At 72.1% G+C, this 22491-nt stretch carries 17 protein-coding genes; 9 read left to right on the top strand and 8 right to left on the bottom strand.

Annotated elements, in window-relative coordinates:
* The first annotated feature begins 135 nt into the window (after window positions 1-135).
* Entirely contained in the window at window positions 136-354 is a 219-nt protein-coding gene (locus ACIOJE_RS06875; protein ID WP_280676465.1) for a hypothetical protein, read from the top strand.
* Between the two features lie 235 nt (window positions 355-589).
* Here ACIOJE_RS06875 and ACIOJE_RS06880 read toward each other — a convergent pair whose 3' ends face one another.
* Window positions 590-874: a hypothetical protein gene (locus ACIOJE_RS06880; protein ID WP_280676467.1), complete on the bottom strand. Its 285-nt coding sequence runs from the start codon at window positions 872-874 to the stop codon at window positions 590-592.
* 100 nt (window positions 875-974) lie between these two features.
* Between ACIOJE_RS06880 and ACIOJE_RS06885 the strand changes: the two genes are divergently transcribed.
* The 3 genes from ACIOJE_RS06885 (at window position 975) to ACIOJE_RS06895 (ending at window position 7227) form a co-directional block, all read left to right on the top strand.
* Window positions 975-4058 carry an AfsR/SARP family transcriptional regulator gene (locus ACIOJE_RS06885; RefSeq protein ID WP_400773847.1) on the top strand — a complete coding sequence of 1028 codons (3084 nt, stop codon included), beginning with the start codon at window positions 975-977 and terminating at the stop codon, window positions 4056-4058.
* 470 nt (window positions 4059-4528) lie between these two features.
* Window positions 4529-5293 (top strand): class I SAM-dependent methyltransferase, encoded by a 765-nt coding sequence (locus tag ACIOJE_RS06890; RefSeq protein ID WP_280676471.1) that lies wholly within the window; start codon window positions 4529-4531, stop codon window positions 5291-5293.
* A gap of 80 nt (window positions 5294-5373) precedes the next feature.
* A complete protein-coding gene (locus ACIOJE_RS06895; protein ID WP_280676473.1) occupies window positions 5374-7227 on the top strand; it encodes a SpoIIE family protein phosphatase in 1854 nt (617 codons plus the stop codon).
* 52 nt (window positions 7228-7279) lie between these two features.
* Here ACIOJE_RS06895 and ACIOJE_RS06900 read toward each other — a convergent pair whose 3' ends face one another.
* A complete protein-coding gene (locus ACIOJE_RS06900) occupies window positions 7280-9472 on the bottom strand; it encodes an MMPL family transporter (protein ID WP_400773850.1) in 2193 nt (730 codons plus the stop codon).
* A 156-nt stretch (window positions 9473-9628) separates the two neighbouring features.
* Here ACIOJE_RS06900 and ACIOJE_RS06905 point away from each other — a divergent pair, with 156 nt between their 5' ends.
* On the top strand, window positions 9629-10252 hold the full coding sequence (locus ACIOJE_RS06905; protein ID WP_280676477.1) for a TetR/AcrR family transcriptional regulator: 624 nt from the start codon (window positions 9629-9631) through the stop codon (window positions 10250-10252).
* A 47-nt stretch (window positions 10253-10299) separates the two neighbouring features.
* Here the strand turns inward: ACIOJE_RS06905 and ACIOJE_RS06910 are convergent, their stop codons facing one another.
* Window positions 10300-11250 (bottom strand): LysR substrate-binding domain-containing protein, encoded by a 951-nt coding sequence (locus ACIOJE_RS06910; RefSeq protein WP_400773853.1) that lies wholly within the window; start codon window positions 11248-11250, stop codon window positions 10300-10302.
* 191 nt (window positions 11251-11441) lie between these two features.
* Between ACIOJE_RS06910 and ACIOJE_RS06915 the strand changes: the two genes are divergently transcribed.
* Window positions 11442-11993, top strand: coding sequence for a peroxiredoxin (locus ACIOJE_RS06915; protein WP_063347991.1), 552 nt, complete (start codon window positions 11442-11444; stop codon window positions 11991-11993).
* Window positions 11994-11996: 3 nt separating this feature from the next.
* Window positions 11997-12539 carry an alkyl hydroperoxide reductase gene (locus ACIOJE_RS06920; RefSeq protein WP_280676482.1) on the top strand — a complete coding sequence of 181 codons (543 nt, stop codon included), beginning with the start codon at window positions 11997-11999 and terminating at the stop codon, window positions 12537-12539.
* A gap of 66 nt (window positions 12540-12605) precedes the next feature.
* On the opposite strand, the gene ACIOJE_RS06925 is transcribed toward ACIOJE_RS06920, so the two are convergent.
* From ACIOJE_RS06925 to ACIOJE_RS06940, 4 genes are all read right to left on the bottom strand, one after another.
* The gene (locus tag ACIOJE_RS06925) at window positions 12606-14015 is read right to left on the bottom strand and encodes an AI-2E family transporter (protein ID WP_400773856.1); all 1410 of its coding nucleotides are present in this window, start codon (window positions 14013-14015) and stop codon (window positions 12606-12608) included.
* A 484-nt stretch (window positions 14016-14499) separates the two neighbouring features.
* The gene (locus tag ACIOJE_RS06930) at window positions 14500-15258 is read right to left on the bottom strand and encodes a transglycosylase SLT domain-containing protein (protein WP_280676487.1); all 759 of its coding nucleotides are present in this window, start codon (window positions 15256-15258) and stop codon (window positions 14500-14502) included.
* A 433-nt stretch (window positions 15259-15691) separates the two neighbouring features.
* Entirely contained in the window at window positions 15692-17026 is a 1335-nt protein-coding gene (locus ACIOJE_RS06935) for a PhoH family protein (protein WP_280676489.1), read from the bottom strand.
* Between the two features lie 204 nt (window positions 17027-17230).
* Window positions 17231-18025 carry an isoprenyl transferase gene (locus ACIOJE_RS06940; protein WP_280676491.1) on the bottom strand — a complete coding sequence of 265 codons (795 nt, stop codon included), beginning with the start codon at window positions 18023-18025 and terminating at the stop codon, window positions 17231-17233.
* A 383-nt stretch (window positions 18026-18408) separates the two neighbouring features.
* On the opposite strand from ACIOJE_RS06940, the gene ACIOJE_RS06945 reads away from it, so the two are divergent.
* Complete coding sequence (locus ACIOJE_RS06945) at window positions 18409-20022, top strand: chitinase (RefSeq protein ID WP_400773859.1); 1614 nt, start codon at window positions 18409-18411, stop codon at window positions 20020-20022.
* 130 nt (window positions 20023-20152) lie between these two features.
* On the opposite strand, the gene ACIOJE_RS06950 is transcribed toward ACIOJE_RS06945, so the two are convergent.
* The gene (locus ACIOJE_RS06950; protein ID WP_280676495.1) at window positions 20153-20866 is read right to left on the bottom strand and encodes a prepilin peptidase; all 714 of its coding nucleotides are present in this window, start codon (window positions 20864-20866) and stop codon (window positions 20153-20155) included.
* Between the two features lie 334 nt (window positions 20867-21200).
* Here ACIOJE_RS06950 and ACIOJE_RS06955 point away from each other — a divergent pair, with 334 nt between their 5' ends.
* Window positions 21201-22415, top strand: coding sequence for a pyridoxal phosphate-dependent aminotransferase (locus ACIOJE_RS06955; RefSeq protein WP_280676497.1), 1215 nt, complete (start codon window positions 21201-21203; stop codon window positions 22413-22415).
* Window positions 22416-22491: the final 76 nt, after the last annotated feature.

Below are 22491 nucleotides of genomic sequence, written 5' to 3' on the forward strand. Positions count from 1 at the left end.
CCACTCCCTCTCCCTCGGACAAATCGTAGGCGCGCCCGCGGCCGACAGTAAGCAGATACGACCGTTGACATCTCTAGAGATATTAGCTTCTCTAGAGATGCTGGCCAGTCGCCTACCAGAGCGAGGAGCACAGCGGTGAGCACCCGTCAACGCGACGCCTCGGCCTACCGGCCGCACGTGGGTGAACTCGTCCTCGACCGGAGGACCGGACGCACCGGCATCTACATGGACACCGTCGGCGGGGAGCACTACCTGCGCCCCGAGGGCGGCGGCCGGGAATGGGCGGCCGAACCGAACCACGTCTCGCCCGTTCCCAGGCCCCGCGATTCAGCCGAATACGATCTTCCGCGCTAATTGCGGCAAAAAACACGCAAACCGCGGCATTCCGACCCGCAATCCCCCCAAGTGAATCCGGAATTCCGGAACGCCCCGCGCCCACCGTCGGGCACGTAACGGATATCACCGGTCACCATGAGTGCACCACGGACGGGATTCGGCCACCGCGATGGACCCGCACACGAATTGGCGCGCACATCACCAACAGCGCCCCCGCACCCAGACGGGCACGGGGACACTCGGGCCGATCTCTTTACGGGCAGCCGGAAACGACGTTCTCGGGTTCGTAGGTCTTGCCCGGCTCGTCGGCGGCCGGCTTGACGGGCTCCAGTACGTGCTCAGCCTCGTCGCCGAAGACCTCGTTCTCGAAGGCATCCTTCCGGTCCGCGTTCGGCTCGGTGTACTCGGTCGGGTTCGAGGTCGCAGCCACCGCGCCCTCGACAGCCCGGCCGGCCTCCACAGCGGCGGCCGGAGCCGGAGTCTGCGCCGCACTCTCGGGCGTCGACGACACCGGGGTCTCGCTCTGGTTGTTGGCCATTGGGCGGCCGCCTTTCAGTCATCAATTGTCTTCAGCCCGACCTGCTTGGCGCGGGCGCGGGGACAGTATCGTAGGGTTGATTAAATGTCCGATAAACATCGTGCGGCTTGCGGGGCCGTCCGGCAGAGTCGGGCGTCCGCCTAAGCTGAAGCACCGCGGCGGACCGCCGAGCGCCCTTTCAAGAGATCAACACCACAGGCCATCAGGGGACTTCATGGAGTTTCGGGAGACACCGCAGGCACCTGCGCTGCGCTTCCAAGTCCTCGGTCCGGTCCAGGCCTGGCTCGACGGGAAGCCCCTCTCCCTCGGGTCCCCCCAGCAGCAAGCCGTCCTGACCACCCTTCTGTTGCAGTCCGGCCGTCCGGTCACCACGCAGGATCTCGTCGACGCCCTGTGGGGCGACCGACCGCCGACCCAAGCCGTGGCCGCGCTCCGCACATACGTCTCCCGACTGCGCTCCGTCATCGAACCCCGACGAGAGATTCGCGGGCCCTCCGAGGTGCTGGTCTCCATCGCGGACGGCTATGCGCTGCGCATCCCAAACGACGCCCTGGACCTGACGGTCTTCGAAAAGCTGTCCGTCGACGCCGCGGCCGCCCGGGCCTCGGGAGACCAGCACGAGGCACACCGGCTCCTCGCCCAGGCCCTGCAGCTGTTCAGCGGCCGTCCACTCACCGGCATCCCTGGCCCCTACGCCGACGCCCAACGGCTGCGGCTGGCCGAACGTCAAGTGGCCGCCGTCGAGGAATCCTGCGCCGCCGCCCTCGACATCGGCCTCCACGCCGAAATCGTCAGCGACCTCAACATCCTGACGGCCGAGCACCCGCTGCGCGAACGACTCCGCGAACTGCTCATGCTGGCGTTGTACCGATGCGGTCGCCAGGCCGAAGCCCTGGGTGTCTACACCGACACCCGCAAGCTGCTCATCGAGGAACTCGGGGTCGAGCCGGGCGCCAGCCTGTCCGCCATGCACGCCCGTATCCTCGCAGCGGACCCGGCACTGACCCTCCCGGAGGTGACCGCCTCCGCCGCAGCCCGAAGGGACGGTCCGGCCGCCCCCCCGGCACCAGCCCAACTCCCCGCCGACGTATCGGACTTCAGCGGCCGCTCAAAGCTGGTGGCCGATCTATCGACGATCCTGCAGAACGCCACTGGCCAGGCCGTGGTGGTGACGTCGTTGGCCGGGATCGGGGGCGTCGGCAAGACCACCCTCGCTGTCCACGTCGCCCACCGCGTCCGGTCGGAATTCCCGGACGGTCAGCTGTACGTCGACCTGCGTGGGGCCGGCGCCTCACCGGCCGACCCGGTGGTCGTCCTGGGCGACTTCCTGCATTCACTCGGCGTCACCGAGAGTCCCGACTCGCTCGAACAGCGCGCGGCCCTCTACCGCTCACAGCTCGCCGGACGACGGATGCTCATCCTGCTGGACAACGCACGGGACGCCGAACAGATCAAGCCGCTGATCCCAGGCGTCTCCGGCTGCGCCGTACTGGCCACCAGCCGGTCCCGACTGGCCGGCATTCCGGGTGCGCAGTTGTTCGACGTGGAGGAGCTGACGCCAGCCGAGGCAATGTCGCTGTTCTCGGCCATCGTCGGGGAGCAGCGGGCCGCTGCTGAGCCGGAGGCCACCATGGCCGTGGTCAAAGCGTGCGGCTTCCTGCCGCTGGCCGTCCGCATTGCCGCCGCCCGCCTGGCCAGCCGCCCGCGCTGGAGCGTCTCCGATCTGGCCCGCCGGTTAGCCGATCAAAGGCGCCGTCTAGACGAACTCCAGCTGGGCAACCTCGCTGTGGAGACCACCATCGGGCTCGGCTACGGACAACTCTCCGCGGCCGAGGCTCGGGCCTTTCGGCTTCTCTCGTTGATCGACTCCACTGACATCCCGCTGGAGGCGGCAGCTGCGCTGCTCGATCTGAACGAAGATGCCGCCGAGGACCTCGCCGAGGCACTGGTCGAAGCGAACATGCTGGAATGCTTCACCCCGGGCCGCTACCGCTACCACGACCTGCTCCGCCTGTACGCCCAGCGGCAGAATGAGCGGATCGGCGACGCCGAGGAGCGGGAGCGGGCGATTCAGCGGCTGTTCGACCTGCTGATCCCGACCATGCGCAATGCGGCCCAGGCCATCGAACCGGACGACACACTGCCGGAGCTGCTGACGACGCCCGCCTTGCCGGGGATCGGCCTTCCGACCAGCCAGTCCGCGCAAGACTGGCTCCGAACCGAGGGCGCCCTGCTCCTCAGTGCCGTCGAGACCGCCGCGAACGGTCCCGACGCCCTGCAGCGCTCGGCAGTCGATCTGCTGAACCTGATGTTCAGCATCGACCCCGACCCGACCCGCGGCCCTCGGGGATGCCGGGTCCTGGAAACCATCAGCCAGGACGCGGAACGCCGTGGCGACTCGGCAGTGCTCGCCCGAGCGTACTTCGCCCTCGGTACCCTCCAGTCCGTCACCAGCGACTTCCAGGGCGCCGAGCATTCGCTGCGTCGGAGCCTCGACCACCAGGCACCGGACAACCCGTCCATCCTGCTGCTGGCTACGGCCAACACGCTGGGCTGGATCCTGGGCATCGGTAACAGCAAAACCGAGGCCCTGGGGTTCCTCGAACAGGCCCGGGCCACCAGCCAGGCTGTCCGCACACCGACCGCCGAGGCACGGATCGTCGGCAACATGGCCCGGGTGCAGCACTGGCTCGGCATGACCGAGACGGCAATCCAGTCCGCCAGCGACGGAGTCTCCGCAGCGCGCGAGTCCAAGAACGGCCCGCTGCTCGCGCAGACGCTGTACCAGCTCGGCGTGGTGCTCACCGGTGGCGAAGCCGTCCCGCACCTGCGGGAGGCACATCAGCTTTACCGGTCCCAACGGAACCGGCTCTGGGAGGGCTACACCCTCGCCCGTCTGGCCTCCGCCCTACTCGCCGCCGGACAGCAGGGCGAGGCGGCCGAGGCGGCGGGCGCTTCGCTCGCGATCGCGCAGGAGATGGACTCCGCCTACTGCCAGGGCCTGGCCAACGCCGCCCTAGGCGAAGCGCTGCTGGCCCTGGCCCAGCCCGCCCGCGGGCTCGCCTGCCTGACGGAAGCGCACGCGATCTTCACGCGGCTCGGTGTGCCGGAGGCCTCCCCCGTGGCGAACCTCATCTCACAACAGCACACCGAGCCTCCCCCTTCTTCTCCCCCCGCGCCGTAGGCCTCCGCCCCCCAGCGGAGTTCCTCCCCCGGTGCGCGCGTCGGCGCCCCCGCAGCCCCCCGGCTGCGGGAGCGCCCTCAACGCTTCCCCGGCGCTGGACTCCACTCTGCACCGAGGCGATTGACGTTCAATAAACGTCCGATTGTCAGTCCACAGATCGGCGAAACCGCAGGTCAGTCATTCCACCACGGCGCGCCATGCGGCGCGCGGAGACCGGTCGCACCACCCCCACCCGCACCGTCGTGCTTCCGCAACCCGGTCCACACCGGCCCAAGCATGACGAGTTGGCTGGAAAGGGACCCCATGGCGCAGAGATCACGCCTATTCTCAGATGCCAGTACACACACGAGTGTCTGCCGGCAGCGTGTGGGCCGGCGAGGCAGGGTGGGCGCCGGGGCGGACGGCAGCCCGCTCCCGTGAGGCCGCGTGCAGCCGGCCGGAGGCCACGGGTGGAAGGGTGCCTCTCGATCGTGACGACCGGACAGATATCCGACGCGTTCCCCGTCGACGAGGACGCGGGAGACGACGAGCCCGACGTACGGCGGCGCCGGGCGGCACGTGCCCTGCAGGCGGTCGCCTTCGACACCATCGGCGCCGGGTACGGCGAGGCCTTCCCGGCCAAGGACGGGCAGCTGGCCTGCGGGCGGCAACTGCTGGCCGAGCTCGAACCCGGGGCGCGGGTGCTGGACGTGGGCTGCGGCACCGGGGACCCGACGGTCCGGCAGCTGGTCGCGGGCGGGCTGCGGGTGACCGGGATAGACCTCTCGGACGTCATGCTCGCGCTGGCCAGGGAGGCCCGCTTCCCGGGTGCACACCCACCGGAGTTCCATCGGATCGACCTGTTCGATCTGGCCACCGAGCGCGCCGGGCAGGTCTGGAACGCCCCCGGACTGGGGCCGCTGGGCAAGAACGGGTTCGCCGCCGTCACCGCGTTCTTCTCGCTGATCCTGCTGCCGCAGGACGAGATCCCGACCGTGCTCGCCCGGCTGCGCGAACTCCTTCGGCCGGGCGGACTGCTGGCGCTCGGCATGGTCGAGGCGGATCTGGATCACGTTCCGCTTCCGTTCCTTGGCAGAGAGCTGCGGATCAGTGGATATCTGAGGGAGGATCTGGAGCGGGTTCTGGTCACGGCGGGCTTCTCCGTCGAGGAGTGCTCGGGTCATCCGTACGCGCCGGCCAGTACCGCGCTGCCGCCGGAGGAACAGCTGTTCCTGTGCTGTCGACGCGTCGGCTGACCGACCGGACGGCAGCAGCGTCCGCCAGCAGAACACCGCAGACCACCGCAGAACCCCACCGAATCCAGGACAGGCAGCCCGTGCGCGACCAGCTCAAGACCGAGGCCGGACAGCCGCCTGCCGTCCCGGGCCAGCGCGGCGGGCTCCCGGCGCCGGCGCACGCTCCGGCCGGCCACCCGAACCGTGAGGACGTGGCGGGCCGGCTCGGCTACCTCGATTCGGCGACCCGGCGGATCAACAGCGCGCTCGACCTGTCCGCGACGCTGCGCAACATCGGCCGGGTGCTGGTCCCGACCCTGGCCGACGCCGCCGTGGTCCACCTGCGCGACCCGCTGCCCAACGTCGAACGCGAACCCGGCTTCCCGGACGAGCTGCGGATCCACCACAGCACCGGCACCCGGATCGGACGGCGCGGCCGGCCGAGCGGCGCGGACGACCGGCACCGCTCCCGGTACGGCTCCCGCTCGGCCGCCGACACCGGCCCCGCCACCCCGGTGACCCGCGGCGGGGCGCTCGCGCACGCCCTGCTGAGCCGCCGCCCCGCCGAGTCCGCGGTGCTCGGCACGCCCGGCGCCGAACGCACCGAGGCGCTGCTGCGCGAGCTGTACGGCACCCGCGGGCTGGCCCGGTTGGCGGCGGGCACCTCGGTGCTGGCCCTGCCGTTGCGCGGCCGCAAGGCCGTCCTCGGACTGCTGGTGCTGATCCGCCGCCCTCCTGAACGCACCGGCCGGCCCGCCTTCGACGCCGCCGACATCGCGACCGCCGCACACCTCGCCACCCAGGCGGGGCTGGCGGTGGACACCGCGCTGCGGTACGCCCGCGAGTGGGAGATAGCCAACGAACTCCAGCGCAGCATGCTGCCGTTGCGCCTGCCGCAGCCGCACGGCGTCCGGCTGGCCCAGCGCTACCTGCCCGGCGAGCGCGGCGCACAGGTCGGCGGCGACTGGTACGACGCCGTACCGCTGCCCGGCAACCGGGTCGCCCTGATCGTCGGCGACGTGATGGGCCACTCGCTCACCTCGGCCGCCATCATGGGCCAACTGCGCACCAGCGCCCAGACGTTGGCGGCCCTCGACCTGCCGCCGCACGAGGTGCTCTACCACCTGGACGAGCAGGCCCAGCGGCTCGGCCGCGAGCAGCACCTGGCGACCTGCGTGTACGCGGTGTACGACCCGATCGCCAACCGGGTGGTGCTGGCCAACGCCGGGCACGTCCCGCCCGTCCTGGTCCGACCGGACGGGACGGCCGAGTTGGTGGAGCTGGACTCCGGGGCACCGATCGGGGTCGGCGGGGTGGACTTCAACTCGGTCGAACTGCCCGCGCCTCCCGGCTCGGCCCTGCTGCTGTTCACCGACGGCCTGGTGGAGACCCGCAGCCGCCCGATCAGCGACGGCCTGGAGGTGCTCCGCGCCCGGATCGCCGCCGCCCGCTGGCAGTCCCCCGAACAGCTCTGCCAGGAGGCGCTGCGGATCCTGCCGCCGGGCGACCGCGGCGACGACATCGCCCTGCTGGGCGCGTGCTTCGACGGCATCCCGGCCGGGGACGTCGCGCACTGGTACCTGCAGCCGCGCAACGAGACGCCCGGTCGGGCCCGTCGGCTGGCCGCCCACACGCTGCGCCGCTGGGGGCTCGGCGAGCTCAGCGAGGCGACCGAGCTGATGGTCAGCGAGCTGGTGACCAACGCCGTCCAGCACGCGACCCGCCCGGTCACCCTGAGCCTGGTGCGCACCACCCGGCTGCGCTGCGAGGTCGGCGACGACAGCCCGCTGCTGCCGCGGCCGCGCCGCACCGGGCCGGAGGACGAACGCGGCCGCGGCCTGCAGATAGTGGCCAGGTGCGCCGACCGCTGGGGCGCCACCCGGCTGGGCACCGGCAAGGTGGTCTGGTTCGAGCAGCGCCTCCCCCAGCCGTCCGCCGAGCAGCGGCAGCCCTAGGGCCCGCGCGGGCGCCCGGCGGGAGCGGCCCGCCGGACGCCCGGGCCGCGGTTCAGACCCCGACCGGCTCCTTCGCCGGACGCTCCTCCAGGCGAGCGATCAGCTGCTCGCCCTCCATGTCGACCCGCGGCACGACCTTCTCCAGCCGCTTCGGGAACCACCAGGCGGCCCGGCCGAACAGCGTCATCGCGGCCGGCACCAGCGCCATCCGCACCACGAAGGCGTCCACCAGCACGCCCACCGCGAGGGCGAAGCCGATCGGCTGCACGATCGGGTCGTGGCCGAAGACGAACGAGCCGAACACCGACACCATGATCAGTGCCGCCGCCGTGACCACCCGGGCGCCGCCCCGCACCCCGGCCACGACCGCGTCCCGCGGCGCCCTGCCGTGGACGTACTCCTCCTTCATCCCGGAGACCAGGAACAGCTCGTAGTCCATCGCCAGCCCGAACAGCACGCCGATCAGCAGGATCGGCACGAAGCTCACCACCGGCCCGACCTTCGGCACGTCGATCAGGCCGTCCAGCCAGCCCCACTGGTAGACCGCGACCACCGCGCCGAGCGAGGCGGTGATGCTGAGCAGGAATCCGGCCACCGCCTTGAGCGGGACGAGCACCGAGCGGAACGCCAGCGCCAGCAGCACCACCGCGATGCCGACGATCACCGCGAGGAACGGCGGCAGCGCCTGGCCGAGCTTGGTGGAGACGTCGATGTTGGCGGCGGTGGTGCCGGTGACGGCGATGTCCGCGCCGGTGGCGGACTTCAGCGACTCGCGCTGGTCTCGGATCTCGTTGACCAGTGTCCTGGTGCCGGCGTCGTCCGGCCCGGTCTGCGGGATGACGGTCAGCAGGGCGGTGCCGCCGGTCCGGTCGACGGTCGGGGGCAGCAGCGTCCGCACGCCCGGCAGGGTCTGCAGCCGGGCCGCCACGCCCTGCACCGCCTGCTCCGGCCGCGGCGCGCCCTGGGCGTCCACGACGACCACCAGCGGCGCGTTGAAGCCCGGCCCGAAGCCGGCGCCGACCAGGTCGTAGGCCTTGCGCGCGTCGGTGCCGGCGGCCTGCGAACCGCCGCCCGGCAGGCCGAGGTCGAGGCTCGCGGCGGGCACGGCGAGCAGGCCCAGCCCGGCCAGTCCGGCGAGCAGCACCGCCAGCGGGCGGCGGACCACGAAGCGGGCCCAGCGCTCGCCCAGGGTGGTGCGGCCGTCGGGGCGGGTCTCGCGGTGCAGCGCCCGCTTCCGGACCGGCAGCCGGTCGATGGCACGGCCGGCGAAGCCGAGCAGCGCGGGCAGCAGCGTGATCGCGACCAGGACGGCGACCACGACGGCACCGGAGGCGGCCAGGCCCATCACGGTCAGGAAGGGGACGCCCGCGACGGCGAGCCCGGCGAGCGCCACGACGACGGTCAGGCCGGCGAAGACGACGGCGCTGCCGGCGGTGGCGGTGGCGCGGGCGGCGGCCTCGTCCGGCTCCAGGCCCTCGTCCAGGTGGCGGCGGTGCCGGGAGAGGATGAACAGCGCGTAGTCGATGCCGACGGCGAGGCCGACCATCAGCGCCAGCACCGGCGCGGTGGTGATGATCTCGAACGAGCCGGACAGCGCCATGATCGCGGCCAGCGCCGCGCCGACCCCGACCAGGGCGGTCAGCAGCGGCAGCCCGGCGGCGACCAATGAGCCGAGGGTGACCACCAGGACCACCCCGGCGACCACCAGGCCGATCGCCTCCCCGCCGTCGACCTGCGCCATCTTGTTGTACGCGTCGCCGCCGAAGGCGACGTCCAGCCCGGCCGCGCGGGCCGGCTCGGCGGCGGCCCTGACGGCCTCGCGCTGCTGGTCGGTGACGTCGGCGAGCTTGTGGTCGAAGGAGACCAGGGCGATCGCGACCCGGCCGTCCGGCGAGACGGCGCCGGTGGCGTACGGGTCGGGCACGGCGGCGACGCCCGGGACGGCGGCGATCCGGCCGACCGCCTCGCTGACGGCCCGGCCCGCCTCGGGCGCGGTGGCGCCGCCGGGCGCGGGGGCCGCGAAGACGACCTGGGCGGAGCCGTGGGCCTGCTGCGGGAAGGTGTCCTTGATCCGGTCCAGGGTGGTCTGCGCCTCGGTGCCCGGCACCTTGAACTCGTCGCTGGTCTTGCCGGCGAACGCCCCTGCGGCCCCGCCGAGCGCGATCAGCACGGCGATCCAGACGGCCAGCACCGCCCGCCTTCGCCGGAAGCAGTAGTGGCCCAGTCGGTAGAGGTACGTGGCCATGGGTGACCCCTCGGTCAGGTCGTCGGGCAGGCAGGTGCCTGAAGCAGGTCGCGCTCCACCGTACGCGCAACCTTGTCAGGTGACAAAGTTGTCCGACCGAATCAAGTGACAGAATCGTTCGACACAGTTATCCGACCATGGCGATACCCTGGCTGGATGGCTCATGTCCCCGCCTCCGAACGCCGTCCGCAACTGGTCCAGGCCGCCCTCGACCTGATGACCCGGGAGGGGGTCGCCGCCGGCAGCACCCGCGCGATCGCGGCCGAGTTGGGCGTGGCGCAGGCGACGGTGCACTACACCTTCGGCACCAAGAAGGACCTCTACCGGGCCGTCGTCGAGCAGCTGACCGCCGAGTTCATCGGCCACGTCCGCGCCTCCTACCCGGGCGACGGCTCCTTCGGCGAGCAGGTCGGGACACTGGTCCACGCGCTCTGGGAGAGCTCGACCGGCGAGGACGGGCGGTGCGTGCTGCTGAGCGAGTTCGCGGCGCTGGCGATGCGCGACCCGGACCTGCAGGAGATCATGCGGGCGCTCCAGCACGGGATCGAGGGCACCGCGGCGGAGATGCTCACCGCGCTCGCCGACGCGCACGGCCTCCAACTGGCCATGCCCGCCCGGGAGATCGCCGTCCACTTCCTCACCGGCTTCGACGGCCTCACCGACCGCTACCTGGCGCTGCGCGCGCCGGGCGAGCAGCCCGACCCGGACACCCTGCGGGCCCTGGACCTGCTGGTGGCCACCACGGTCGGGCTCTGCCTCGGCGCCCCGGCGAGGCCGTAGGCCCTCGGCGGCAATTCCGGGGGCCCGGAGACCAGGGAGCCAGGGGGCTAGGAGACGATCCGGACCGGGAGTTCGGCCAGCACCTCGCGCAGCGCGACCGCGAAGCGTTCGTACTCGGCACTGCACGCCGAACCGGGGCGGGTGGCCAGCCCGATCCGGCGGCCGGGCGCCGGGGCGGCGAAGCGCACGGCGGTCAGCCGGTCGGTGCGGCCGGCCTCGACGTCCAGCGCGGTGGCCGGCAGCAGCGTCACCCCGAGGCCGCCGGCGACCAGTTGCACCAGGGTGGACAGACCGGCCGCACGGGTGGTGGAGCCCGTCGGATCGGCGCCGACCTCGCGGCAGATGTCGAGGGCCTGGTCGCGCAGGCAGTGGCCCTCCTCCAGCAGCAGCACGTCCAGGTCGAGCAGCACGTCGCGCGGGACGTCGATCCGCCCGGCGAGCGGATGGTCGGGCGGGGTGACCAGGACGAAGTCCTCGTCGAACAGCGGGATGTCCCGGGTCGGGGAGACGCCGCCGGCCGGGAGTGCGAGCAGCAGGACGTCCAGCCGCCCGGCGGCCAGTCCCTCCAGCAGCGAGGGCGTGCGCTCCTCGTGGACGTGCAGCTCCAGCTCCGGGAAGCGGTCGCGGACCAACCGCAGCACGGTGGGCAGCAGGTAGGGCGCGACGGTCGGGATGACACCGAGGTGCAGCGGCCCGGTGAACGGGCGGCGGGCCGCGTCGACCTCCTCGGTGAGGGCCTGCAGCGAGGCGAGCACCCGGCGTGCATGCTCGCGCACGCGCTCCCCCAAGGGAGTGATAATCACCCTGCGCGTCGTACGCTCGACCAGCTGCGCGCCCAGCGACTCCTCCAGCGCCGCGATCGCCCCGGACAGCGCCGGCTGACTGGTCCCGGTGGCGGCGGCGGCCTCCCGGAAGTGCCGGTGCTCGGCGACCGCGAGGAACGCCCTGAGCTGGGCGACGGTCGGCGCCCGGGGGCTGCGGACTGTGGCGCTCGCCACAACGGACTCGGACCTGGCGGCGGCACCCCTGCGGGGCCGGGGCCGGGACGTGGGAGGTTCGGTACTGATAGCCATCTCCGATCAGACACATCCAGTCTAGCTATTTCCCTGATCAGTCCACGATGTGGAAACGTAGGACGTGTCCGGAATCCGGACAAACTCCCCTCAGTCTCACTTCAGGAGAAGCGAACGTGCTCACGATCGGTGACAAGTTCCCCGAGTTCGAACTCAACGCCTGCGTCGACCTGGACGCCGCGAACGCCTTCGCCGAGATCAACCACAAGTCCTACGAGGGCAAGTGGAAGATCGTCTTCTTCTGGCCGATGGACTTCACCTTCGTCTGCCCGACCGAGATCGCCGCGTTCGGCAAGCTGAACGACGAGTTCGCCGACCGCGACGCCCAGATCCTCGGCGTCTCCGGTGACTCCGAGTTCGTGCACCACGCCTGGCGCAAGGACCACAAGGACCTGCGCGACCTGCCCTTCCCGATGCTGGCCGACGTCAAGCACGACCTGATGCGCGCCTGCGGCGTCGAGGGCGCGGACGGCACCGCCCAGCGCGCGGTGTTCATCGTCGACCCGAACAACGAGATCCAGTTCGTCATGGTGACCGCCGGCTCCGTCGGCCGTAACCCCAAGGAGGTCCTGCGGGTGCTGGACGCCCTGCAGACCGACGAGCTGTGCCCGTGCAACTGGACCAAGGGCGAGGACACCCTCGACGCCCAGGCCCTGCTGGCGGGCTGACCCATGGCCCTCGACGACCTGAAGGCCGCCCTCCCGGACTACGCCAAGGACCTCAAGCTCAACCTGGGCTCGGTCATCGGCAACTCCGACCTCCCCGCCCAGCAGCTCTGGGGCACCGTGCTGTCCTGCGCGATGGCCACCCGCAGCGCCGGTCTGCTGCGCGAGCTGGAGCCCGAGGCCAAGGCCAACCTCTCCCCGGAGGCGTACACCGCCGCCAAGGGCGCGGCCGCGATCATGGGGATGAACAACGTCTACTACCGGACGCTGCACCTGCTCTCCGACAAGGAGTACAGCACGATGCGCGCCGGTCTGCGGATGAACATCATCGGCACTCCGGGCGTCGAGAAGGTCGACTTCGAGCTCTGGTGCTTCGCCGTGTCGGCCATCAACGGCTGCGGCCAGTGCCTCGACTCGCACGAGGCCGTCCTGCGCAAGGCCGGCGTCGAGCGCGAGGTCGTCCAGGCCTCGATGAAGATCGCCGCCGTCCTGCAGGCCGTGGCCGGCGTCCTCGACGCCGAGGCCGCCCTGGCCGACGCCACCGCCTGACGGACCCGCGCCAACGCCGACGGGCCCCTTCCGGACACCACGTCCGGAAGGGGCCCGTCGGCGTTGTCAGCTCTCCGCGGGCGGGGCCGCGGCACTGCGGCCGGCGGCTTCGCGGGCGGCCTCCAGCGCGGTGAAGACGGCCTGACCGGCCTCGTTGCGCCGGCGCAGGTGGGTGATCACGGTGTTGGTGACGGCGATCAGGGGGACGGCCACCACCGCGCCGCCGATGCCGCCGATGATGCCGCCGGCCGCGACGCCGAGGACGACGCCCAGCGGGTGCACCCGGACGGCGCGGCCGAGGATCAGCGGCTGGAGGATGTGGCTCTCGACCTGCATCACCGCGACCAGCACGATCAGCACCATCAGCGCCGTCCACGGCCCCTCGGTGACCAGGGCGATCAGCATCGCGACCGTGCCGGTGACGAGGGCGCCGACCAGCGGGACGAAGGCGCCCAGGAAGATGATCACGGCCAGCGGCATCGCCATCGGCACGCCCAGCAGATCGATGCCGATGCCGATGCAGACCGCGTCGATGAAGGCCACGCAGACGGTGCCGCGCACGTACGCGGTGAGCGTCGCCCAGGCCTTCGGGCCGGCGCCGGCCATGGCGAAGCGGGAGTGCCGGGGCAGCCCGCGCAGCGCCCAGTTCCAGATCCGCGCGCCGTCGTAGAGGAAGAAGAAGGTGGTGAAGAAGGCCAGCGCCACCGCGGTCAGCACCTCGACGGCGATCTGCGCACCGGTCAGGCTGGCCGAGGTGATCTGGTCGGTGTTGGTGGTGATCGCCTTGCCGATCTGGTCGGCGTAGTCGTTGATCTGCTGCTGGGTCAGGTGCAGCGGCCCGGTGCTCAGCCAGTCCCGCAGCGTGTTCACACCGTCCTGCACGCGACTGGTGACCTTCGACAGGTTGGTGGACACCTGCCAGACCACGAACCAGCCGACCAGTCCGATTCCGGCCAACCCGCTCAGGAACACCGCGCCCGCCGCCAGCGAGCGCGGCACCCCGTGCCGCCGCAGCCAGGAGACCGTCGGCTCCAGCAGCGCGGAGATCAGCAGCGAGGCCAGCACCGCGAAGGCGACCAGCCGCAGCATGTCGACGATGTAGAAGACGACGTAGAGCGCGGCGCCGAGCAGCAGCAGCCGCCAGGTCGACTCGGCGGCCACCCGCAGCCCCCAGGGCACGGCCTCGGCCGGGGTGGCGGGCCGGCCGGGGTGGTACTCCCGGCCGAGGCCGGCGGGCGCGGCCGACGCGGGGGTGGCCGCGGCCGCCGGGGCCGCCGGTTCGGAGGACGGCGCCGCGGCGGGCTCGGCCCGCGGGGCCGGGACCGGATCGGGCGCCCCGGCCAGCACGGGGACGGCGAGCTCGTGCGGGTCCGCCGTCATCGCGGCGCGCCGGCGCCGTTCGATCACGGCGGCCGCGCTCGCCACCACGGCCATGCCCTTGGCCACGGCCTTGAAGGCCTTTCCGCCCCGCGCCATCCTCGCTACCACCGCTCCCCTGCTGAGCCGCCGTGCCCGGCGGTACGCCGCGGGTCCCGCCACGGCCGTCAGGGATGACGCTACCGGGCGGGGGCGCGGCGAGTCCGACCCCCGGCGGGTTCGGCTCGAACAACCTCGTCACCAAACCGGGGCAAAACGCCAGATTTCAGATGGTTTCGGACCTGGATCGCTGGGGAGGAGTCGGGACGAGACCCCGGGGAGGGCGAGGTCCCGGCCTCAGCGGTCCCGGCCGCAGACCAACTGTCGGCGGACCGGCCGGTGCGGGAAGCAACCAGGACCCCTTCCCGCGCCCCGCGTCCGCACCCGGGCCCGCACCGCCCGTGGGCGCACTGGTCAGCGCAGCCCGGGCGGCGCGGCCCGACCCCCCGCCCAACAGGCGGGAAAGCGACGGCCCCCGGTCACTCGTCGGGTCCGACGAGCGACCGGGGGCCGTACGGAGTCCACCGCAGGGGGGTGGTGACTCCTAGTACCAGTTGTGGGACTGCCAGAACGACCAGGCGCCGCAGGGGCTGCCGTAGCGGCTGTTCATGTAGCCCAGACCCCACTTGATCTGGGTGGCCGGGTTGGTGCGCCAGTCGGCACCGGCCGAGGCCATCTTGGTGCCGGGCAGCGCCTGGACCAGGCCGTACGCGCCGGAGCTCTTGTTGGTCGCGGTGTAGTCCCAACCGCTCTCGCGCTTCACGATCTGGCTGAAGCACTGGAACTGGGCGTCGTCGCCGACGACCTGCCGGGCGATGTCCTGGACCGAGCCGGGGCTGACCGAGACCGGCGGGGCGCTGTTGTCGGTGGCAGCCATCGCCGAACGGGCCTTGGAGCGGTTGGCGGCGGCCTCGTCGGCCTTGCGCTTGTCGTCGGCGGCCTTGGCCGCCTTCTCCGCGTCGGCCTTGGCCTGGGCGTCGGCCTTCGCCTGGGCGTCCGCGGCGGCCTTCTGGCGCGCGGCCTCCTCGGCGGCCTTCTGCTCGGCGGCGGCCTTGGCGGCGGCGTCGGCAGAGGCCTGCTGGGCGGTCGCCTGCTGGCCGATGTTGTCACTGATGGTCTGCGCCTGGGCGCCAGAGGGGACTTCGGCAAGCAGGGTCGCGCCGGCGACATCGACCGTCTGCGTCGTCTTGCCCTCGCTGCCCGAGGCCATACCCACGACGGCACCGACAGCGGTGACGGCGGTGGCAGAGGCCACAGCGACTCCCCGGACCGAGATCCGAGTCACATGGATTCCTTCCAGCATCGCCCACGCGTGACCGTGCGGACGCAACATGCCCCTTGACACTGACCTCCGCACGGTGCTCTGGTCACGGGAGGTACTGGCCCGGCGTCCGGTCGAGGTGAGGCGACCAGGCGTTGGAATCGGGCGGCGTACGGCTCATCGGTGTTCAATTGTCCGTCCACCGACCGGAGTTGGCGGACCATCCGGGCCGGACTCCCGGGGTCCGGAAGCCCTGCCACGCCGTACGCGGGGCCTGACAGAACCCTCACCATGCCGCACCGGACGCTGTCGACGCAATTCCCGTTCGCGTGGCGCATGTCACATTCACCGCACGGGAGTTCCCCGGACGGAAAGCACTCGATGTGATGAAAGGGGTGAGGGCCCGCCTCGCCAGAAGCGGGCCCTGCACCGAGAATTGACCGTATTGTCCGACTGTGTCCTGGTCAGGGACGGATCACGGGTGGATGTCCTCCAGCATCTCCGTGACCAGCGCCGCGATCGGCGAACGCTCCGAGCGGGTGAGCGTGATGTGGGCGAAGAGCGGATGCCCCTTCAGCTTCTCCACCACCGCCACCACGCCGTCGTACCGGCCCACCCGGAGGTTGTCCCGCTGCGCCACGTCGTGGGTGAGCACCACCCGCGAGCCCTGGCCGATCCGGGACAGCACCGTCAGCAGGACGTTGCGCTCCAGCGACTGGGCCTCGTCCACGATCACGAACGCGTCGTGCAGCGAGCGCCCCCGGATGTGGGTCAGCGGCAGCACCTCCAGCATCCCGCGGGAGATGACCTCCTCGATCACGTCCGGGGTGGTGACGGCGGAGAGGGTGTCGAAAACCGCCTGCGCCCAGGGGCTCATCTTCTCCGTCTCGGAGCCCGGCAGGTAGCCGAGCTCCTGCCCGCCGACCGCGTACAGCGGCCGGAAGACCATCACCTTGCGGTGCTGCCCCCGCTCCAGCACCGCCTCCAGCCCCGCGCACAGCGCCAACGCGGACTTGCCGGTGCCGGCCCGGCCGCCCATCGAGACGATGCCGACGTCCGGATCGAGCAGCAGGTCCAGCGCCACCCGCTGCTCGGCGCTGCGCCCGCGCAGCCCGAACGCCTCGCGCTCGCCGCGCACCAGCCGGACCCGGCCGTCGCCGGTCACCCGGCCGAGCGCCCGACCCCGCTCCGAGGTGAGCACCAGTCCGGTGTGGACGGGCAACTCGGCGGCGCCCTCGACGTCCACCGCGGCGTCGTGGCCGGCCGCGAACAGCGCGTCCACCTGATCGGCCGGGACGTGCAGCTCGGACATGCCCGTCCAGCCGGAGGTGATCGCGAGTTCGGCCCGGTACTCCTCGGCGAGCAGACCCACCGAGCTGGCCTTGATCCGCAGCGGCAGGTCCTTGGAGACGACGGTGACGTCGTACCCCTCGGCCTGCAGGTTGCGGGCGACCGCGAGGATCCGGCTGTCCGCCTCGCCGCCGCCGACCCGGTAGCCGGCCGGCAGTATCGACAGGTCGGAGTGGTTGAGCTCGACCCGGATGGTGCCGCCGAGCTCGCCGACCGGGATCGGCTCGTCGAGCCGGCCGTGGCGGATGCGGTAGTCGTCGAGCAGCCGCAGCGCCTGGCGGGCGAAGTAGCCCAGCTCCGGATGGTGCCGCTTGGCCTCCAGCTCGGTGACGACCACCACCGGAAGGACGACCTCGTGCTCCTCGAAGCGCGTCATGGCGAGAGGGTCCGCCAGGAGCACGCTGGTGTCGAGAACGTACGTGCGCCGGTCTGGCGTCCGGCGGCTCTTGGAACTGACCACTAGGCCTCCAGAGCGGATGACCCTGCGTCATCCGCGGCAAGCCGGCCCCGCTGCCCCGGTGGCCTCGGGACCGGACTGCCTGGAGTATTCCCAGGCGAGGGGCGGTGCATTCGCGCCCCCGGCGAACTGACGGATCATTGCCGGTGAACGTTTGGCCTCACGCGGGCCCCGGGTAGGCCAGCCCTACGGCGGTCACTTCGGCGGTCAGAGGCCCAGTCGGCGGTTGCGCTGCTCGAAGGCGCGCAGCGCCCGCAGGAAGTCGACCTTGCGGAAGGCCGGCCAGTACGCCTCGCAGAAGTAGAACTCGCTGTGCGCGCTCTGCCAGAGCAGGAAACCGGACAGCCGCTGCTCGCCCGAGGTGCGGATGATCAGGTCCGGGTCGGGCTGGTTGCGGGTGTAGAGGTGCTCGGCGATGTGCTCGACGTCGAGGATCTCGGCCAGTTCCTCGATCGAGGTGCCGCGCCCGGCGTGCTCCTGGAGCAGCGAGCGGACGGCGTCGGCGATCTCGTGCCGGCCCCCGTAGCCGACCGCGACGTTGACGGTGATGCCGTCGATGTCGGCGGTCTCCTCGGCGGCCCGCTTGAGCACGTCGGCGGTGTGCTGCGGGAGCAGGTCCAGCGCCCCGACCGGGTGGACCTTCCAGCGGCGGGCGGCGGCCAGGCCGGTGACGGCGTCCTCGATGATCCCGAGCAGCGGGACGAGCTCGTCGGCGGGGCGGTCGAGGTTGTCGGTGGAGAGCATCCACAGGGTGACGACCGTGACGTGGGTCTCGTCGCACCAGCCGAGGAACTCGCTGATCTTGTCGGCACCGCGTTGGTGGCCGTACACCGTGGAGCCACCGGCGGCCTTCGCCCAGCGGCGGTTGCCGTCCAGGATCACGCCGATGTGGTGCGGGGTGCGGGCGAGGTGGACCTCGACCCGGCGGCCGTAGAGCCCGTACATCCCGCCCAGCAGGGTTCGCAGCCCCGGCGTCCGTTCCGCGACATCGCGCAGACCCATGATTCCCGGCCCCTCCGTGCTCGTTCAGCTGGTGCGTCACCGCCCCGGCGCAGCCTACTCCGGCGGGCACGCGCACGGTAAAGCCGCAGGTAGCGGTCTGGTCACGGTCCTGTACGAAGTCCGTCCCGGCGGGCGTGTCGCGGGCCCGGCCGGGGCGCCGGGACGGCGGACACGGAACGGTCTCCGAATCCTTAAGGAATCCGTAAGCCGACTGTCCGATGCTTGACGACCGGCAATGGTCTAGTCCAGCTTTTGATCCAAGGCGGAACGAACCCCCACCACCCCGCCCCTCCCCCACGCACCACAGCGGACCTCCCCTCCCCCACACGCGGCCGCCGCGCCCCCCACCGCGGCGGCCGCTCCCTCCCCAGGAGTGTCATCCCATGGCCCGTACGCTGAACCAGCCTGCGCACAAGCGCCGGCGCAGCCCCCTCCCGGCCGTCGCGGCCGGCGCCACCGCCCTCGCCCTGGCCGGCGGCGGCCTGGCCCTCTTCGCCGGCGGCGCCAGTGCGGCGGTCGGCAACCTGGTCGCCAACGGCGGCTTCGACGGCGGGCTGGGCGGCTGGACCTGCGCCGGCGCGGCGACCACCGTCTCCTCGCCGGTCCACGCCGGCACCGGCGCGCTGCAGGCCACCCCGGGCGCCGGCGACACCGCCGAGTGCACCCAGACCATCAGCGTGCTGCCCAACACCAGCTACACGCTGAGCGCCTGGGCGCAGGGGCCGTACGTCTACCTCGGCGCGCGCGGTACCGGCGGCACCGACCCGTCCGCCTGGTCGAACCAGAACAGCTGGAACCAGCTGTCCACCACCTTCACCACCGGCGCGAACGCCACCAGCGTCACCGTCTACCTGCACGGCTGGTACGGCCAGAGCGCCTACCTCGCCGACGACGTCAGCCTGGTCGGCCCGGGCGGCACCTCCACGCCGAGCCCGACCGCCACGGCCACCCCGTCGCCGACCGCCACGGCCACCGCGACCTCCTCCGCCACCGCGACCGGCTCGCCGACGGCCACCGCGACCCCGACCCCGACGCCCACCCAGACCGCGACGCCGACCCCCACGGCCACCGCGACCGCCACCACCCCGCCGGCCACCGGCCTGCCCGCGCACGCGGTCACCGGCTACTGGCAGAACTTCGACAACGGCTCGACCCCGCAGCGCCTGAGCGACGTGCAGAACGCGTACGACATCATCGCGGTCTCCTTCGCCGACGCCGTGCCGACCCAGACCGGCGCGATCAGCTTCACCCTGGACCCGGGCCTGTCCAAGGCCCTCGGCGGCTACACCGACGCGCAGTTCCGCGCCGACATCAAGGCCAAGCAGGCGGCCGGCAAGAAGGTCATCCTCTCCATCGGCGGCCAGAACGGCGCGATCACCGTCGGCGACGCCGCCGCCGGCAGCACCTTCGCCAACAGCGCGTACTCGATCATCAAGGACTACGGCTTCGACGGCATCGACGTCGACCTGGAGAACGGCGTCCAGGCCGGACCGCTCGGCAACGCGCTGCACGCCCTGCAGGCCAAGGTCGGCCCCGGCTTCGTCCTGACCATGGCGCCCGAGACGATCGGGATGTACAGCACCTCCGGCGCCTACTTCCAGCTGGCGCTGAACACCAAGGACATCCTCACCGTCGTCAACACCCAGTTCTACAACTCGGGCGGCATGAACGGCTGCGACGGCAAGGTCTACAACCAGGGCACCATCGACTTCATCACCTCGCAGGTCTGCACCCACATCCAGGGCGGCCTGCGGCCCGACCAGGTCGGCATCGGCGTCCCCGCCTCCGCCAAGGCGGCCGGCGGCGGCTACGTCTCGCCGACGGTGGTGAACAACGCGCTGGACTGCCTGGCCACCGGCAACAACTGCGGCAGCTTCGTCCCGCCGGCCAAGTGGCCCACCATCCGCGGCGCGATGACCTGGTCCACCAACTGGGACGCCAACAACGGCAACGCGTTCTCCAACGCGGTCGGCCCGTTCGTCCACAAGATGCCGTAACTCCCCCCGGCGCGCCGCTCCTTGAGGGTGGGGCCGGCGCGCCGGCGGCGGGCCCGCCGTACCTGACCGGTACGGCGGACCCCTCCCGCGTCCGGGGCCCGGGCGGCGTCCGGAGGCCGCGTGCCGGGCGCTACCGGGCCAGCACCGCCAGCAGCGCACCGAGCAGCAGGAACGGGCCCACCGGGACGTCGAGTCCGCGCACCGGGCGCCGGCGGGCCAGCGCGGCGGCGGCCCGCAGGATCGCCCAGAACCCGGCCAGCACCACCGCGGCGAACAGCCCGCCCGCCGCCACCGGCCAGCCGTACCAGCCGAGCAGCCCGCCCAGGGCGAACCCCAGCGGGGAGTCCCCCGGGCCCAACCCGCCCAGCCAGACCAACAGTTCGAGCAGCGCACCGACCGCGCACGCCACCAGCAGGCAGCGCAGCAGCACCCCCGGCCGCCCCTCGGCCAGCGCCGCCACCGCCAGCAGCGCGGCCACCCCGCCGGCCAGCGGCAGGACCAGGCGGTACGGCAGCCGGCGCACCCGGGCGTCGACGAAGCCGAGCACCACGCCGAGCCCGGCCACCCAGGCCAGCGCCGCGACCGACGGCCCGGGCGCCGCGTACGCCACCACGACCGCGACGACGGCCGCCACCAGCTCCACCGACCAGGCGCCCGCGCCCAGCCGCTCCCGGCAGCCCGGACAGCGCCCGGTCGGCGGCAGCAGCAGCACCTCGCGCCCGCACAACGGGCAGGCACCGCACCAGGGTTCGCCCTCCGGCACGGCGAACCGGGCGACCAGCCCGCGCAGCAGCGGAGCCACCAGGATCGCGGCCAGCCCCGCACCGACTGCGGCTACCAGCACCGGCGCACCCCCTCTCGATCGACACCCGTACGGCCGTGCGGCGCCCGGCGACCGGGCGGGGCGCACCGGCCACATCATCCAACGGGGCGACGATCGTGGCGAAGACCCACGCGGCGGGCGCGCTGCCGGTGAAACCGGGTGCCGCCCATCTCGTCCCGGACGGGACCCCAGCCCAATTTCCTCATATACAGGGACATCCTGGACAACACGCCCCTGGTTTGAAAGGTCGGCCGACGCCCCCGCCTGCCGATCCAAGGAGGCCGCTCCGGGCAGTCCGGCGCGCGTCCCCGGACGCGCGCTGAAGTGCCCGGATGTGCCCCTAGAGTAAGCAGTCATGCAGGTCATCCAGTCCAGCAAGCTCGCCCATGTCTGCTACGACATCCGCGGCCCGGTACTCGACGAGGCGATGCGGCTGGAGGACCAGGGCCACCGCATTCTCAAGCTCAACACCGGCAACCCCGCCCTCTTCGGCTTCGAGGCGCCGCCCGAGATCCTCCAGGACATCCTGCGCAACCTCGCGACCGCGCACGGGTACGGCGACTCCAAGGGCCTGCTCTCCGCCCGCCGCGCGGTGGTCATGCACTACGAGGACCGCGGCCTGCACGGGCTGGGCGTCGAGGACGTCTTCCTCGGCAACGGCGTCTCCGAGCTGATCCAGCTGGCCATGACCGCGCTGCTGGACGACGGCGACGAGGTGCTCGTCCCGGCCCCCGACTACCCGCTCTGGACCGCCTCGGTCTCGCTGGCCGGCGGCACCGCGGTGCACTACCGCTGCGACGAGCAGGCCGAGTGGTACCCGGACCTCGCCGACGTCGAGGCCAAGGTCACCGACCGGACCCGGGCGATCGTGGTGATCAACCCGAACAACCCGACCGGCGCGGTCTACCCGCGCGAGGTGCTGGAGGGCATCGTCGAGATCGCCCGTCGGCACCAGCTGATCGTCTACGCGGACGAGATCTACGACAAGATCCTCTACGACGACGCCGAGCACATCCCGCTGGCCACCCTGGCTCCGGACCTCTTCTGCGTCACCTTCAACGGCCTGTCCAAGGCCTACCGGGTCGCGGGCTTCCGCTCCGGCTGGATGGTGCTCTCCGGCGACCGGAACCGCGCCCACAGTTACATCGAGGGCCTGGCCACCCTCGCCTCGATGCGGCTGTGCGCCAACATGCCCGCCCAGCACGCGGTGGCCGCCGCACTCGGCGGCCGGCAGTCGATCCGGGACCTGGTGCTGCCCGGCGGGCGGCTGCTGGCCTCGCGCGACGCCGCGTACCGGCTGCTCAACGAGATCCCGGGGGTCAGCTGCGTCAAGCCCAAGGGCGCGCTGTACGCGTTCCCGCGGCTGGACCCGAAGGTCTACAAGATCAAGGACGACGCCCAGATGGTGCTGGACCTGCTGCGCTCCCAGCGCATCCTGCTGGTCCAGGGCACCGGCTTCAACTGGCCCGAGCCGGACCACTTCCGGCTGGTCACGCTGCCCAGGCCGGAGGAGATCACCGACGCGGTGACCCGGATCGGCGACTTCCTGAGCGGCTACGTCCAGCCCTGACCGGTCCTGATCGGTGGGCTGGTGGGCCGATAGGCCGGTGCGCCGGTGGGCCGATAGGCCGGTGCGCCGGTGGGCC

It is taken from the genome of Kitasatospora sp. NPDC087861 (genome assembly GCF_044742585.1).
Lineage (GTDB): Bacteria > Actinomycetota > Actinomycetes > Streptomycetales > Streptomycetaceae > Kitasatospora.